Annotated in this window: 14 protein-coding genes and 2 tRNA genes; all 16 read left to right on the forward strand. The window is 43.3% G+C overall.

Translation table 11 applies throughout. From position 1 onward, the window contains the following. Nucleotides 1-74: 74 nt before the first annotated feature. Nucleotides 75-611: a stage V sporulation protein T gene (gene spoVT, locus JQX68_RS00340; RefSeq protein ID WP_014662490.1), complete on the forward strand. Its 537-nt coding sequence runs from the start codon at nt 75-77 to the stop codon at nt 609-611. A gap of 182 nt (nt 612-793) precedes the next feature. Next, a complete protein-coding gene (locus JQX68_RS00345; protein ID WP_205440455.1) occupies nt 794-2,392 on the forward strand; it encodes a putative polysaccharide biosynthesis protein in 1,599 nt (532 codons plus the stop codon). Next, on the forward strand, nt 2,382-3,851 hold the full coding sequence (yabN, locus tag JQX68_RS00350) for a bifunctional methyltransferase/pyrophosphohydrolase YabN (RefSeq protein WP_205440456.1): 1,470 nt from the start codon (nt 2,382-2,384) through the stop codon (nt 3,849-3,851). Before JQX68_RS00345 ends, yabN begins: the two co-directional genes overlap by 11 nt. Before the next feature lie 2 nt (nt 3,852-3,853). Further along, a complete protein-coding gene (locus tag JQX68_RS00355; RefSeq protein WP_003226716.1) occupies nt 3,854-4,114 on the forward strand; it encodes an RNA-binding S4 domain-containing protein in 261 nt (86 codons plus the stop codon). A 78-nt stretch (nt 4,115-4,192) separates the two neighbouring features. Then, a complete protein-coding gene (yabP, locus tag JQX68_RS00360; protein ID WP_003226714.1) occupies nt 4,193-4,495 on the forward strand; it encodes a sporulation protein YabP in 303 nt (100 codons plus the stop codon). After that, complete coding sequence (gene yabQ, locus JQX68_RS00365; RefSeq protein ID WP_014662494.1) at nt 4,492-5,127, forward strand: spore cortex biosynthesis protein YabQ; 636 nt, start codon at nt 4,492-4,494, stop codon at nt 5,125-5,127. The genes yabP and yabQ overlap by 4 nt, the downstream gene beginning before the upstream one ends. 17 nt (nt 5,128-5,144) lie before the next feature. Then, nucleotides 5,145-5,522 (forward strand): cell division protein DivIC, encoded by a 378-nt coding sequence (divIC, locus tag JQX68_RS00370; RefSeq protein WP_040081060.1) that lies wholly within the window; start codon nt 5,145-5,147, stop codon nt 5,520-5,522. An 80-nt stretch (nt 5,523-5,602) separates the two neighbouring features. Next, nucleotides 5,603-5,989 carry a S1 domain-containing RNA-binding protein gene (locus JQX68_RS00375; RefSeq protein WP_003218379.1) on the forward strand — a complete coding sequence of 129 codons (387 nt, stop codon included), beginning with the start codon at nt 5,603-5,605 and terminating at the stop codon, nt 5,987-5,989. A 168-nt stretch (nt 5,990-6,157) separates the two neighbouring features. Next, nucleotides 6,158-6,234 (forward strand) — tRNA-Met (locus tag JQX68_RS00380). Between the two features lie 9 nt (nt 6,235-6,243). Continuing rightward, a tRNA-Glu gene (locus tag JQX68_RS00385) sits at nt 6,244-6,315 on the forward strand. Between the two features lie 199 nt (nt 6,316-6,514). After that, the gene (gene spoIIE / locus JQX68_RS00390) at nt 6,515-8,998 is read left to right on the forward strand and encodes a stage II sporulation protein E (RefSeq protein ID WP_040081059.1); all 2,484 of its coding nucleotides are present in this window, start codon (nt 6,515-6,517) and stop codon (nt 8,996-8,998) included. Between the two features lie 84 nt (nt 8,999-9,082). Continuing rightward, nucleotides 9,083-9,820 carry a vWA domain-containing protein gene (locus JQX68_RS00395; protein WP_003243782.1) on the forward strand — a complete coding sequence of 246 codons (738 nt, stop codon included), beginning with the start codon at nt 9,083-9,085 and terminating at the stop codon, nt 9,818-9,820. Then, nucleotides 9,786-10,802 (forward strand): serine/threonine protein kinase PrkT, encoded by a 1,017-nt coding sequence (prkT, locus tag JQX68_RS00400; RefSeq protein ID WP_014662496.1) that lies wholly within the window; start codon nt 9,786-9,788, stop codon nt 10,800-10,802. The genes JQX68_RS00395 and prkT overlap by 35 nt, the downstream gene beginning before the upstream one ends. A 103-nt stretch (nt 10,803-10,905) precedes the next feature. Next, entirely contained in the window at nt 10,906-12,324 is a 1,419-nt protein-coding gene (tilS, locus tag JQX68_RS00405) for a tRNA lysidine(34) synthetase TilS (RefSeq protein WP_205440457.1), read from the forward strand. Beyond that, nucleotides 12,321-12,863: a hypoxanthine phosphoribosyltransferase gene (hpt, locus tag JQX68_RS00410; protein WP_014662497.1), complete on the forward strand. Its 543-nt coding sequence runs from the start codon at nt 12,321-12,323 to the stop codon at nt 12,861-12,863. The genes tilS and hpt overlap by 4 nt, the downstream gene beginning before the upstream one ends. A gap of 97 nt (nt 12,864-12,960) precedes the next feature. Further along, nucleotides 12,961-14,874: an ATP-dependent zinc metalloprotease FtsH gene (gene ftsH / locus JQX68_RS00415; protein ID WP_014662498.1), complete on the forward strand. Its 1,914-nt coding sequence runs from the start codon at nt 12,961-12,963 to the stop codon at nt 14,872-14,874. The last annotated feature ends 83 nt before the right edge of the window (nt 14,875-14,957 follow it).

Consider the following 14,957-nt stretch of genomic DNA (forward strand, 5'->3'; position numbering starts at 1 on the left):
GGAAGGTACATAAAGTAACTGCTTTAGGTCTTTCCCACATATATATACCATCAAATGAAAGAGAGGCACCAGAGATGAAAGCAACCGGTATCGTACGTCGTATTGATGACTTAGGTCGGGTCGTGATTCCTAAAGAAATTCGAAGAACTCTGAGAATCAGGGAAGGCGATCCGCTTGAGATTTTTGTGGATCGTGACGGAGAAGTGATTTTGAAAAAGTACTCTCCGATCAGTGAGCTTGGAGACTTTGCAAAAGAGTATGCAGACGCGCTTTACGACAGTCTCGGCCATTCAGTGCTGATTTGTGATCGTGATGTATATATTGCTGTGTCTGGCAGCTCCAAAAAAGATTACTTAAACAAGTCAATCAGCGAAATGCTGGAAAGAATAATGGATCAGCGCAGCTCTGTGCTTGAGAGTGATGCGAAATCAGTACAGCTTGTAAATGGCATAGATGAGGACATGAATTCTTATACTGTCGGCCCAATAGTGGCGAATGGCGATCCGATAGGTGCTGTGGTGATTTTTTCAAAAGATCAATCAATGGGCGAAGTAGAGCATAAAGCCGTTGAAACAGCAGCTGGATTTTTGGCTCGTCAAATGGAACAGTAGGTCTTATTCCTTTTATCGAAAATAGGTATGAAAAGAACAGCTCTCCTTTGAGACGCTGTTCTTTTTCATGCGTGCCGAAATAGGATTCCAAGGGTTGGGATATGGTATAATAACCTCGTTTTTATTTGTGCCGCGGTAATACGTGAACCGTATTGCCCTTGACGTTGGGAAGGAGCTTTTGGATGGACGATTCAATAGGCGTTAAACGGCATTGGGTTTGGCAGGGGGCATTTGTTTTAATTCTGGCAGGCGTCATCACAAAAATTTTAAGCGCCGTTTACAGAGTCCCGTTTCAAAACATTGTCGGCGATGTTGGATTCTATATATATCAGCAGGTATATCCCTTTCTTGGTATTGCGGTTATGCTGTCAACATCAGGATTTCCGGTCATTATTTCGAAACTGATGAATGATTATAGTGAAAAAAATCATCACACTATATTAAAAATATCAGCGTGGTTTTTGTCTTTAATCGGTATGTTATTATTTCTTTGTTTATATTTGGGTGCTGTTCCCATCGCGCTCTTTATGGGGGATTCGCATCTCGCTGAGTTAATTCAAGTGACCGCGTATGCATTTCTGTTGTTCCCATTTGTCGCGTTGCTTAGAGGCGGTTTTCAAGGGCGGCACGAAATGCTCCCTTCGGCCCTATCACAGATGACAGAGCAGTTTCTGCGAGTTGCGGTGCTCTTAGGATTATCATTTTGGCTCGTCAAAAAAGGAGCCTCACTTTATACTGCGGGAGCGGCAGCAGCTTCCGGATCTCTTGCCGGAAGTTTCGTTGCATTGATAATACTCGGATTTTTTTGGTTCAAAATGAAAAGAGACAAGCAAACGGGGAGGCAAAACGAAAATGACATCACAACAAAAGAATTGACGAAAAAACTGCTGTTATATTCGGTTACAATTTGTGTAAGCAGTTTGCTGCTTTTGTTTATCCAGCTTGTTGATGCTTTGAATTTATATGCTTTGCTATCAGGTGGTGAGGCAAGCGAAGAAGCGAAACGCCTAAAGGGAATTTATGATCGGGGACAGCCCTTGCTGCAGCTCGGCTCAGTGTTTGCCGTAAGCATTGCGACGTCACTCGTTCCGTATATTTCTATGGCTGTAAAAAACAAAGAGCTGAAGATCATGAAAGAAAAAATCACGTCATCTTTGAAACTATGCCTTGTGCTCGGTACAGGCGCATCGGCTGGATTAATTTGCATTCTTAAGCCGGTGAATATCATGCTGTTTCAAAATGGAGAAGGGACAGGCGCGTTACAAATATTTAGCAGCTCTATTTTGTTTGCATCTATGGCGGTAACGGCAGCGGCAGTCTTACAGGGCGCGGGGTACACAGTTTTTCCTGCGATAGCGGTAGGCATGGGTGTTGTAGTGAAATGGGTGTTAAACACTCTTTTGGTTCCGCGCTATGGGATTGAAGGTGCATCGCTTGCGACAGCGGCTTCCTTTGCTGCTGTCGCCGGCCTTAACTTGTATCAGCTTCGGCAAAAGGAATGGCTCGATAAGCTTAGAGGTGTTTTGATTCCGATTATTGGATCTGCTCTTTTGATGTCAGCTGTTTTGCTTGCTTATACGCGTCTCTGGACTTTCTTGTTTCCTGCAACAGGAAGAGGAGCGTCTGTGATTGAGAGTGTTTCTGCTGTTGCTATTGGTGGCGCGGTGTTTATTTATTGTATGATGAGATTGGGAATATTTACAGATGAAGAGCTGAACAGTGTGCCATTCGGCAGCAAGTTAAGCAAATTCATGAGAAGGAGAGAACAAAATGGCGGGTAAAATTACTGTCGTCGGACTTGGTGCCGGAGACATGGACCAATTGACAATTGGTATACACAAGCTGCTGACGAAGGCAGATACGCTGTATGTCAGAACCAAGGATCATCCTTTAATTGAGGAGCTTGAAAAAGAAACGAAGAATATCCGTTACTTTGACGATATATATGAGAAGCATGATCAGTTTGAGGCGGTATATGAAGAAATTGCTGACATCCTCTTTGAAGCGGCGCAGCATGAGGATGTGGTTTATGCTGTACCGGGACACCCGTTTGTCGCAGAAAAAACAGTTCAGCTGCTGACGGAGCGGCAGGAAAAGGAAAATGTTCAAGTGAAAGTCGCGGGGGGACAAAGTTTCCTTGATGCCACATTCAATGCCTTGCAAATCGACCCGATTGAAGGTTTTCAATTTGTGGATGCCGGTACATTGTCTGCGGATGAGCTAGAGCTCAGCCATCATTTGATTATATGTCAGGTTTACGACCAAATGACGGCCTCTGAGGTGAAGCTGACATTAATGGAGAAGCTGCCTGATGATTATGAGGTCGTGATCGTGACTGCAGCAGGCAGCCGTGACGAAGATATCAGGACAGTGCCATTATTTGAGCTGGACCGTAATGTCGCCTTGAATAACTTAACAAGTGTGTATATTCCGCCGATTAAAGAAGAGAAGCTGCTTTATCACGAATTCTCCACGTTCCGAAGCATCATCAGAGAGCTTCGCGGACCTAATGGATGTCCGTGGGATAAAAAGCAGACGCATCAGTCATTAAAGCAGTACATGATTGAAGAATGTTATGAGCTTCTCGAAGCAATTGACGAAGAAGACACAGACCATATGATCGAAGAGCTTGGCGACGTTTTGCTTCAGGTCTTGCTTCACGCGCAAATTGGTGAAGATGAAGGTTATTTCACAATTGATGATGTCATAAAAGGAATCAGTGAAAAAATGGTCCGAAGACATCCCCATGTGTTTAAAGATGTTAAGGTTCAGGATGAGAACGATGTATTGGCAAATTGGGAAGATATAAAAAAGGCTGAAAAAAACACATCTGAATCATCGTTATTAGACAGCGTACCGAAGACTCTTCCAGCTCTTTCGAAAGCTGCTAAATTGCAGAAAAAAGCAGCGAAGGTCGATTTTGACTGGGAAGACGTCAGCGATATTTGGGAAAAGGTAAGTGAGGAAATGAAGGAATTTTCTTCTGAGGTTTCTGAAGCTCCTCATGAACACAATCTTAAAGCCGAGTTTGGCGACATTTTGTTCGCGCTGGTGAATGTAGCCCGCTTCTACAAAATAGAGCCAGAGGAAGCGCTGACTATGACTAATGACAAATTCCGGAGACGGTTCTCATACATTGAAGAAATAGCGAAGGAAAAGGGAATCGAGCTGGCTGATATGTCTCTTGAGGACATGGACAAACTGTGGAACGAAGCAAAAGAAACTGAGAGGAGATCATAGATATGAGATTAGATAAATTTTTAAAAGTATCACGGCTGATCAAACGACGTACACTAGCGAAGGAAGTAGCTGACCAAGGACGAATCTCTATAAACGGAAACCAGGCGAAAGCAAGCTCTGATGTAAAACCGGGAGATGAACTAACGGTCCGCTTCGGACAAAAGCTTGTAACGGTTCAAGTTAATGAATTGAAAGACACGACGAAAAAAGAAGAAGCTGCAAACATGTACACGATTCTAAAAGAAGAAAAACTCGGCGAATAGGCTTGTTCTAAAAAAATCCCCTACCTCATACAATGCAGTAATAATGCTAAAAGTATCGAGGATATGGGGGCTGAATAGATGAATTCATATTATGATCAAAAAGGTTCTTCGTCTGTTCCGGAACAGCATGATGTGACAATGAAAGGCCGGAAGCATTTAGATATTTCTGGGGTTAAGCATGTGGAGAGCTTCGATAATGAAGAATTCCTGCTAGAAACGGTGATGGGAATGCTCTCCGTCAGAGGCCAAAACCTGCAGATGAAAAATCTAGATGTGGAAAAAGGGATTGTTTCTATTAAAGGCAGGGTATTTGATTTAGTGTACTTAGACGAACAACAAGGGGATAAAGCTAAAGGGTTTTTTAGCAAGTTGTTTAAATGACGCTGACGACACAATTCTATACAATGCTGGCGATGTCCGGTATGGGTCTCTGGCTTGGTGCTTCGCTTGATACATACCGGCTCTTTGTCATTCGTGCTAAAACAGCCAGATGGCTATTATTTATTCATGATATTCTTTTCTGGATTGTGCAAGGGCTGCTTTTCTTTTATGTCTTGCTTCATGTAAATGAGGGAGAATTCAGAATTTACATCTTTTTAGCGGTTCTGCTGGGCATTGCGACGTATCAGAGCCTTTGCAAACGAATCTATATAAAAATACTGAAATTCGTCATTTACCTTGTTGTTTCTGTTTATCAATTCTTCAAAAAACTCATTCAGCACGTGTTATTTCGTCCTATTGTGTGGACATGCGGAGCGATCATCTGGATGGCGGCATTTTTATTCAAAAAAACATACCGCCTGATCGGTTTTCTCCTGCTGTGTCTTTATAAAATAGTCATGGTTCTGTGTTTTCCGATCCGTTTTATCGTGAAACAATGTTTGAAACTTCTTCCTGTGAGAATGCGTCTAACTTTTAGACGTTTATTTGAAAAAGGTGCAGGATTTCTCAAAAAGAAGAAGAAACTATTGATAACCATAAGAACGACCATCACAAGTTTTTTGAAGAGATGAAAGGAGGACCGTCTGGTTTGAATTTTTCCAGGGAACGAACGATAACTGAAATACAAAACGACTATAAAGAACAAGTGGAACGGCAGAATCAGCTGAAGAAAAGAAGACGCAAAGGGCTGTACAGACGGTTGACTGTATTCGGCGCCCTAGTATTCCTGACGGCAATTGTGCTGGCAAGCTCTGTATGGTCCCAAACATCTTCCCTTAGCGCAAAAGAAGAAAAGAAAGAACAGCTTGAAAAAGAACTGAAAAATTTAAAGACAAAACAAGCGGATTTAAAAGAAGAAATATCCAAATTGAAGGATGAGGATTACGTCACAGAGCTTGCCAGAAGGGACTTATTCATGTCTGGAGACGGAGAAATTATCTTCAATGTGGAGAAGAAGAGCAAGTAGCCTTGTTGACACTTAAATTTTTATTTAGGTATAATTAAGCAAACGATCTTTTTATAAGCCTAAGGAGGAGCACTTTTTTTATGTCGATTGAAGTTGGCAGCAAGTTGCAAGGGAAAATTACAGGTATTACAAATTTTGGAGCATTTGTTGAATTGCCTGGAGGCTCAACCGGTCTCGTTCACATTAGTGAGGTAGCTGATAATTATGTCAAAGACATTAACGACCACTTAAAAGTCGGCGACCAAGTTGAAGTGAAAGTCATCAACGTTGAAAAAGACGGGAAAATTGGTTTATCTATTAAAAAAGCTAAAGACCGTCCGCAAGCCAGACCTAGAAATGATTTCCGTCCGAAAGAATCTTTTGAACAGAAAATGAATAAGTTTTTAAAAGACAGCGAAGATCGCTTGTCATCTTTAAAACGCAATACGGAATCAAAACGTGGAGGGCGCGGAGCAAGAAGAGGATAACTTGCTGCTTTCTATAAAATAAATGAAGCATCCGTTCATCCCGACGGATGCTTTTTTATTATCCTCACCCTCTCCAATAGTTAGAAAATTACAACATTAAAGTTTCTGTTGACGAAAGAGACAAACCTTTGTATTATATAACTTGTGCTTAGAAGCACAAAACAATATGGCGGTGTAGCTCAGCTGGCTAGAGCGTACGGTTCATACCCGTGAGGTCGGGGGTTCGATCCCCTCCGCCGCTACCATATTTGTTTGGCCCGTTGGTCAAGCGGTTAAGACACCGCCCTTTCACGGCGGTAACACGGGTTCGAATCCCGTACGGGTCATCCTAAAAAATCGGTTTCTCTTGCAGAAACCGATTTTTTTCATTTTTAGACAACATTCCAGAAATTCTTTTGATAAACGAATATCAAGGCAGAAACCGTCGAAGATTTCTTCGGTATTGTTACCTTCTTTTGACAAAATCCTATCTGTGCATTCGCTATAATGACAGGCAACGAATATAACAGGTGGGAGATGAGAGGAATGGAAAAAGCAGAAAGAAGAGTGAACGGGCCAATGGCGGGACAGGCTTTGGAAAAACTCCAATCGTTTTTTAACAGGGGAACGAAGCTGGTGACCCATCATTTGCATTCACTGTTTTTCTATAAAGGATTCATTTATGTCGTCATCGGATTTTTGCTTGGACGAGCTTTCATATTATCCGAGGTGCTTCCTTTCGCACTTCCTTTCTTTGGAGCGATGCTTCTCATCAGAAGAGACAAAGCGTTTTATGCGGTTTTGGCCGTGCTTGCAGGTGCGCTGACTATATCTCCGAAGCACTCATTGCTCATACTAGCGGCATTGCTGGCATTCTTCGTATTTTCTAAAGTGGCCGCCTTCATTACCGACGATCGTGTAAAAGCACTCCCGATTGTCGTGTTCTTTTCCATGGCTGCAGCAAGAGCCGGGTTTGTTTATGCCCAAAATGGCGCATTTACAACCTATGATTATGTAATGGCTGTCGTTGAGGCTGGACTATCGTTTATCTTAACATTGATTTTCCTTCAGAGCCTTCCAGTTTTCACTGTGAAAAAAGTGAAACAATCATTAAAAATAGAGGAAATCATTTGCTTTATGATCCTGATTGCTTCTGTGTTAACGGGACTGGCCGGCTTGTCCTACCAAGGGATGCAGGCAGAACATATATTGGCTCGCTATGTTGTATTGAGTTTTTCCTTTATTGGCGGAGCAAGCATTGGATGTACGGTTGGCGTCGTGACCGGCCTGATTCTTGGTTTGGCGAATATTGGAAACCTCTATCAAATGAGTCTGCTTGCTTTTTCCGGTTTATTAGGCGGCTTGCTGAAGGAAGGGAAAAAAGCAGGTGCGGCGATCGGCCTGATCGTTGGGTCGCTTCTTATATCTTTATATGGTGAAGGCTCTGCCGGTCTGATGACAACGCTCTATGAGTCACTAATCGCAGTCGGCCTGTTTTTGCTCACACCTCAATCTATTACAAGGAAAGTGGCGAGATATATTCCGGGAACTGTGGAGCATCTTCAAGAGCAGCAGCAATACGCAAGAAAAATCCGAGATGTCACTGCTCAGAAGGTAGACCAGTTCTCCAATGTATTTCACGCGCTGTCTGAAAGCTTTGCAACCTTTTACCAAGCATCAGACGAACAGACAGATGACAGCGAAGTGGATCTGTTTTTAAGCAAAATCACGGAGCATTCCTGTCAGACGTGTTACAAGAAAAACAGGTGCTGGGTACAGAACTTTGATAAAACATATGATTTAATGAAACAAGTTATGCTTGAAACAGAAGAAAAAGAATATGCATCAAACCGAAGGCTGAAAAAAGAGTTTCATCAGCATTGTTCTAAATCAAAGCAGGTTGAAGAGCTGATTGAGGATGAACTCGCACATCATCATGCCCATTTGACGCTCAAGAAAAAAGTCCAGGACAGCAGGCGTCTTGTTGCCGAACAGCTTTTAGGCGTTTCTGAGGTCATGGCCGACTTTTCTCGGGAAATAAAAAGAGAGCGAGAACAGCACTTTCTGCAGGAAGAGCAAATCATAGAGGCACTTCAGCATTTCGGAATTGAGATTCAGCATGTAGAGATCTATAGCCTCGAACAAGGAAATATCGATATTGAAATGACGATTCCGTTCAGCGGACATGGAGAAAGTGAAAAAATCATTGCCCCTATGCTTTCTGACATTCTGGAAGAACAAATTCTTGTGAAAGCCGAACAGCACTCTCCGCATCCGAATGGATACAGCCATGTCGCCTTTGGATCAACTAAATCATACAGGGTGTCTACAGGTGCAGCACACGCTGCGAAGGGCGGCGGCCTTGTCTCCGGCGACAGCTACAGCATGATGGAGCTAGGAGCCAGAAAATATGCTGCGGCAATCAGTGACGGAATGGGCAATGGCGCAAGAGCGCACTTTGAAAGCAATGAAACGATCAAGCTTCTTGAAAAAATCCTTGAATCCGGCATTGATGAAAAAATAGCAATTAAAACGATTAACAGCATACTGTCCCTAAGGACAACTGACGAGATATATTCCACACTTGACCTATCTATTATCGATCTACAAGATGCAAGCTGTAAATTTTTGAAGGTTGGATCGACGCCTAGCTTTATCAAACGGGGTGATCAGGTCATGAAAGTTCAAGCGAGCAATCTGCCAATCGGTATTATTAATGAATTCGATGTGGAGGTTGTGAGTGAACAGTTAAAAGCGGGTGACCTCTTAATTATGATGAGTGATGGCATTTTTGAGGGGCCTAAGCATGTGGAAAATCACGACTTATGGATGAAGCGTAAAATGAAAGGGTTGAAAACAAATGACCCGCAGGAGATTGCCGATTTGCTTATGGAAGAAGTCATCCGCACAAGGTCCGGCCAAATTGAGGACGATATGACTGTTGTTGTCGTCCGGATTGATCACAATACACCGAAGTGGGCATCCATTCCTGTTCCGGCAATCTTTCAAAACAAACAAGAAATTTCATAACGCTTTCGTATAAATCAAATTTCTTCTGGCGAAGATGGGAATATATGAATCTGAGAATCCGCGTATTCTCCAGGAGGAATGAATGTGAATAACGGACATTTAAATCAAATTTTGCTGATAACGGATGGCTGCTCGAACCATGGGGAAGACCCGCTTGCAATGGCTGCTTTTGCTAAAGAGCAGGGGATTACGGTAAACGTCATAGGTATAATGGAAGAAAATCAAATTGACCCTGAGGCTATGAAGGAAGTTGAAGGGATTGCACTTGCCGGAGGCGGCGTGCACCAGGTCGTTTATGCATCTCAGCTTTCACAAACCGTTCAAATGGTAACAAAAAAAGCGATGACGCAAACCCTGCAAGGTGTCGTCAATCAAGAACTGAAACAAATTCTCGGAAAGAATGTGGAAATGGAAGAGCTTTCTCCGGAAAAACGCGGCGAAGTCATGGAAGTGGTAGACGAGCTTGGAGAAACGGTGCATCTTCAGGTTTTGGTTCTTGTTGATACAAGTGCAAGTATGGCGCCAAAGCTTCCAACAGTAAAAGAGGCGCTGATTGATTTGTCTGTCAGCCTCAATTCCCGAATCGGGAATAACGAATTTGCGATGTGTATATTTCCCGGGAAAAAACAAGAGGTCGAGCTTGTGCTGAACTGGACACCGAAGCTGCAATCTCTTTCCACCCTCTTTGCAAAGCTTTCGACAGGAGGCATCACGCCGACAGGTCCGGCGATTCGTGAAGCGACACTGCAATTTGAAAAAATACGCTCAAGAAGGGGCATGCTGGCAGATGATGAACGACGCTTTGACGAGTTTGGCATGTAGCCTAAAGCCTGGTACGACAATCAAAGGCAAGTGGAATGGAAACACTTATACATTGCGTAAACAGCTTGGTAAAGGGGCCAATGGAATTGTGTATTTGGCAGAAGCATCAGATGGACATGTTGCCTTAAAGGTGAGTGATGACAGCCTGTCGATTACTTCTGAAGTGAATGTCTTGAAATCTTTCTCAAAGGCCCAGTCCGTTACGATGGGGCCTTCTTTTTTTGATACGGATGATGCCTATATTCCCAGTGCCAATACGAAAGTTTCATTTTATGCAATGGAATACATAAAAGGGCCGCTGCTTTTGAAGTATGTCAGTGATAAAGGAGCAGAATGGATACCGGTATTAATGATTCAGCTATTATCCAGTTTATCGCTGCTTCACCAGCAAGGATGGATATTCGGCGATCTTAAACCTGATAATCTGATCGTAACTGGCCCCCCCGCAAGGATCCGCTGTATTGATGTGGGCGGCACGACAAAGGAGGGCCGGGCGATAAAAGAGTATACGGAGTTTTATGACAGAGGCTATTGGGGGTATGGAACAAGAAAGGCAGAGCCATCCTACGATTTGTTCGCGGTTGCTATGATTATGATCAACAGTGTGCACAAAAAAGAATTTAAGAAAACAAACCAGCCCAAAGAACAGCTTAGGTCGCTCGTTGAAGGAAACCCGTTGCTGCATAAGTATAAAAAAGTGCTTCTTTCAGCCTTGAACGGAGAATATCAATCGGCAGATGAAATGAAGAAGGATATGCTCGACGCGGGGCAAAAAGCAGTACAAAGAAAACAACCTATAAAAACATCACCGCAGCCTGCCGCACGACAGAGGCAGCAAAAACCTCGTCAAGGAAAAGTAGCGAAGACCCGGTACACCCCAAAACAGAAACCGGCTAAGTCTGGGGGGTTATTTGAAACAACGCTCATCGTGATCAGTGTTTTAGCGCTTTATTTCGCCTACATTATCTTTTTCTTAATCTGAATGGCGCAAACTCCAGAGCCTATGCTTCTTCTTTGCTTGGAGGGATTGAAAGTGATAGGATATGAATATCTTTAAAATACCTGCTCATTGTGAGGAGGACATTGTGAAAAGTGTCAAAGATTTTTTAAACAAACACAATCTTACGTTAAAAGGGGCGACAATTATTGTAGGCGTTTCCGGCGGTCCGGACTCAATGGCTCTTCTTCACGCATTGCATACTTTATGCGGCCGTTCAGCAAATATTATTGCAGCTCACGTTGATCATCGGTTCAGAGGCGCGGAATCCGAGGAGGATATGCGTTTTGTCCAAGCTTATTGTAAGGCTCAACAGCTCGTGTGTGAAACGGCTCAAATCAATGTAACCGCATATGCACAGGAAAAAGGACTCAATAAGCAGGCTGCAGCACGTGATTGCCGCTATCAGTTTTTTGAGGAAATCATGTCAAAGCACCAAGCGGACTATCTGGCGCTTGCTCATCATGGAGATGACCAGGTTGAAACAATGCTTATGAGATTGGCTAAGGGCGCGCTTGGAACGGGGCTTGCGGGAATGCAGCCGGTTAGACGTTTTGGGACGGGGCGGATCATCAGGCCGTTCCTAACGATTACAAAGGAAGAGATCCTTCGCTATTGCCGTGAAAACGGCTTGAGCTACCGGACGGATGAAAGCAACGCCAAAGATGACTACACAAGAAACAGATTCAGAAAAACAGTGCTCCCGTTCTTGAAAAAGGAGTCTCCGGATGTGCATAAAAGGTTTCAGAAAGTGAGTGAAGCACTGACGGAAGATGAGCAATTCTTACAGTCATTAACGAAAGATGAAATGAATAAAGTAATCACAAGCCAGTCTAATACATCAGTTGAAATCAATTCCTCTCAATTGCTTGCCCTCCCGATGCCTTTACAAAGAAGAGGAGTTCAACTAATATTAAACTATCTTTATGAAAACGTTCCATCATCCTTTTCAGCCCATCACATTCAACAGTTTCTTGATTGGGCGGAAAATGGCGGTCCTTCAGGAGTATTGGACTTTCCGAAAGGGCTGAAGGTGGTCAAATCATATCAGACATGTTTGTTTACATTTGAACAATGGCAGTGCAAAAATGTTCCCTTTGAATACCAAATAAGCGGAGCTGCTGATGAAACGGCAGTGCTCCCCAATGGATATCTGATAGAGGCAAAGCATTATACGGATTCGCCTGAAGAACATGGGAATGCTGTTTTTATCACAAGTGAAAAAAAGGTGCAATTTCCCTTAACTATCCGGACAAGAAAAGCTGGAGACCGGATCAAACTAAAAGGGATGAACGGCTCAAAAAAGGTAAAGGATATATTTATTGATAAGAAAATGCCTCTCCAAGAAAGAGACAACTGGCCGATTGTGACGGACGCAAGCGGTGAAATTATCTGGATACCTGGCTTGAAAAAATCAATTTTTGAAGATCTTGTGATTCCAAACAGCGACCGCATTGTATTACAATATAGACAGCATGAAAAGTGTAGGGGGCAAGCAAAATCATGATGAAACATGATATCGAGAAAGTATTGATCTCAGAGGCAGAGATACAAGAGAAAGTAAAAGAGTTAGGCGCAGAATTAACGAGCGAGTATCAAGATACATTTCCGTTGGCAATCGGTGTGTTAAAAGGAGCACTTCCTTTTATGGCGGATCTTATCAAGCATATTGATACATATTTGGAAATGGATTTCATGGATGTATCAAGCTATGGAAATTCTACGGTTTCTTCTGGAGAAGTCAAAATCATTAAAGATTTGGATACATCTGTAGAGGGCCGGGACATCTTAATTATTGAAGATATCATCGACAGTGGGTTAACCTTAAGTTATCTCGTAGAGCTCTTCCGATACCGTAAAGCAAAATCAATTAAGATTGTTACCCTTTTGGATAAACCGAGCGGAAGAAAAGCGGACATCAAAGCAGACTTTGTAGGTTTTGAAGTTCCTGACGCGTTTGTAGTGGGTTACGGACTTGATTATGCTGAGCGCTATCGCAATCTGCCTTATATCGGAGTGTTAAAACCGGCAGTTTATGAAAGCTGATCGGCAGCCTGCTTCCGAGATGGTTATTGTTTGTATTGGAATGATTTTCTATGGTACTATTGAACATAGTTGTGCTTACTGTGGGAGGAGGTAAGGAATGAATCGGGTCTTCCGTAATACCATTTTTTATTTACTTATTTTATTAGTAGTAATCGGGGTTGTGAGCTACTTCCAGACCTCAAATCCGAAAACAGAAAATATGTCGTACAGTACGTTCATCAAAAACCTGGATGACGGGAAAGTTGATAGCGTATCGGTTCAGCCTGTCAGAGGTGTTTATGAGGTAAAAGGGCAGCTGAAAAACTACGACAAAGATCAATACTTTTTGACTCATGTTCCTGAAGGAAAGGGAGCAGACCAGATATTTAACGCTTTGAAAAAAACGGACGTAAAGGTTGATCCCGCTCAAGAAACAAGCGGATGGGTGACATTTCTGACGACCATCATCCCGTTTGTTATTATCTTTATTCTGTTTTTCTTCCTGCTCAATCAGGCTCAAGGCGGCGGCAGCCGTGTCATGAACTTTGGTAAGAGTAAGGCGAAGCTGTATACAGAGGAAAAGAAACGCGTCAAATTTAAAGACGTTGCAGGGGCTGACGAAGAAAAGCAAGAACTCGTTGAAGTTGTTGAGTTTCTGAAAGATCCCCGCAAGTTTGCCGAGCTTGGCGCCAGAATACCGAAAGGCGTGCTTTTAGTCGGACCTCCGGGTACCGGTAAAACATTGCTCGCCAAGGCTTGTGCAGGTGAAGCCGGTGTACCTTTCTTCAGCATCAGCGGATCTGATTTCGTTGAAATGTTTGTAGGTGTCGGTGCTTCCCGTGTGCGTGACTTGTTTGAAAATGCGAAAAAGAATGCGCCATGTTTGATTTTCATTGATGAAATTGACGCAGTGGGACGCCAGCGTGGAGCGGGTCTCGGCGGCGGACACGATGAACGTGAACAGACGCTAAACCAATTGCTTGTTGAAATGGACGGATTCAGCGCTAATGAAGGAATTATCATCATTGCTGCGACGAACCGTGCGGACATCTTGGACCCAGCCTTACTTCGTCCGGGACGTTTTGACCGTCAAATCACAGTGGATCGTCCAGATGTCATTGGCCGTGAAGCTGTATTGAAAGTCCATGCGAGAAACAAACCGCTGGATGAAACGGTTAACCTTAAATCAATTGCCATGAGAACACCAGGCTTCTCAGGCGCTGACTTAGAAAATCTCTTGAATGAAGCTGCGCTTGTGGCGGCTCGTCAAAATAAGAAAAAAATCGATGCGCGTGATATTGACGAAGCGACGGACCGTGTAATTGCCGGACCTGCTAAGAAGAGCCGCGTTATCTCCAAGAAAGAACGCAATATCGTGGCTTATCACGAAGGCGGACACACTGTTATCGGACTCGTTTTAGATGAGGCAGATATGGTTCATAAAGTAACGATTGTACCTCGGGGTCAGGCTGGCGGTTATGCTGTTATGCTGCCAAGAGAAGACCGTTACTTCCAAACGAAGCCGGAGCTGCTTGATAAAATTGTCGGCCTCTTGGGCGGGCGTGTTGCTGAAGAGATTATCTTCGGTGAAGTCAGCACAGGAGCGCACAATGACTTCCAGCGTGCGACGAATATTGCAAGACGAATGGTTACGGAATTCGGTATGTCAGAAAAACTGGGGCCGTTGCAATTTGGACAGTCTCAGGGCGGTCAGGTATTCTTAGGCCGTGATTTCAACAACGAACAGAACTACAGTGATCAAATCGCTTACGAAATTGATCAGGAAATTCAGCGCATCATCAAAGAATGTTATGAACGCGCGAAACAAATCCTGACTGAAAATCGTGACAAGCTTGAATTGATTGCCCAAACGCTTCTGAAAGTTGAAACGCTTGACGCTGAACAAATCAAACACCTTGTCGATCATGGAACATTGCCAGAACGCAATTTCTCTGATGATGAGAAGAATGATGATGTGAAAGTAAACATTCTGACAAAAACAGAAGAAAAGAAAGACGATACGAAAGAATAATTCGCTTTCTCTCTAAAAACTGCCGGCTGACGCTGGCAGTTTTTTTATGTAAATGATGGGCTCAGCTGCGTCTTTTACAATCA

The organism is Bacillus sp. LJBS06 (genome assembly GCF_016924995.1).
Taxonomy (GTDB): Bacteria; Bacillota; Bacilli; order Bacillales; family Bacillaceae; genus Bacillus; species Bacillus stercoris.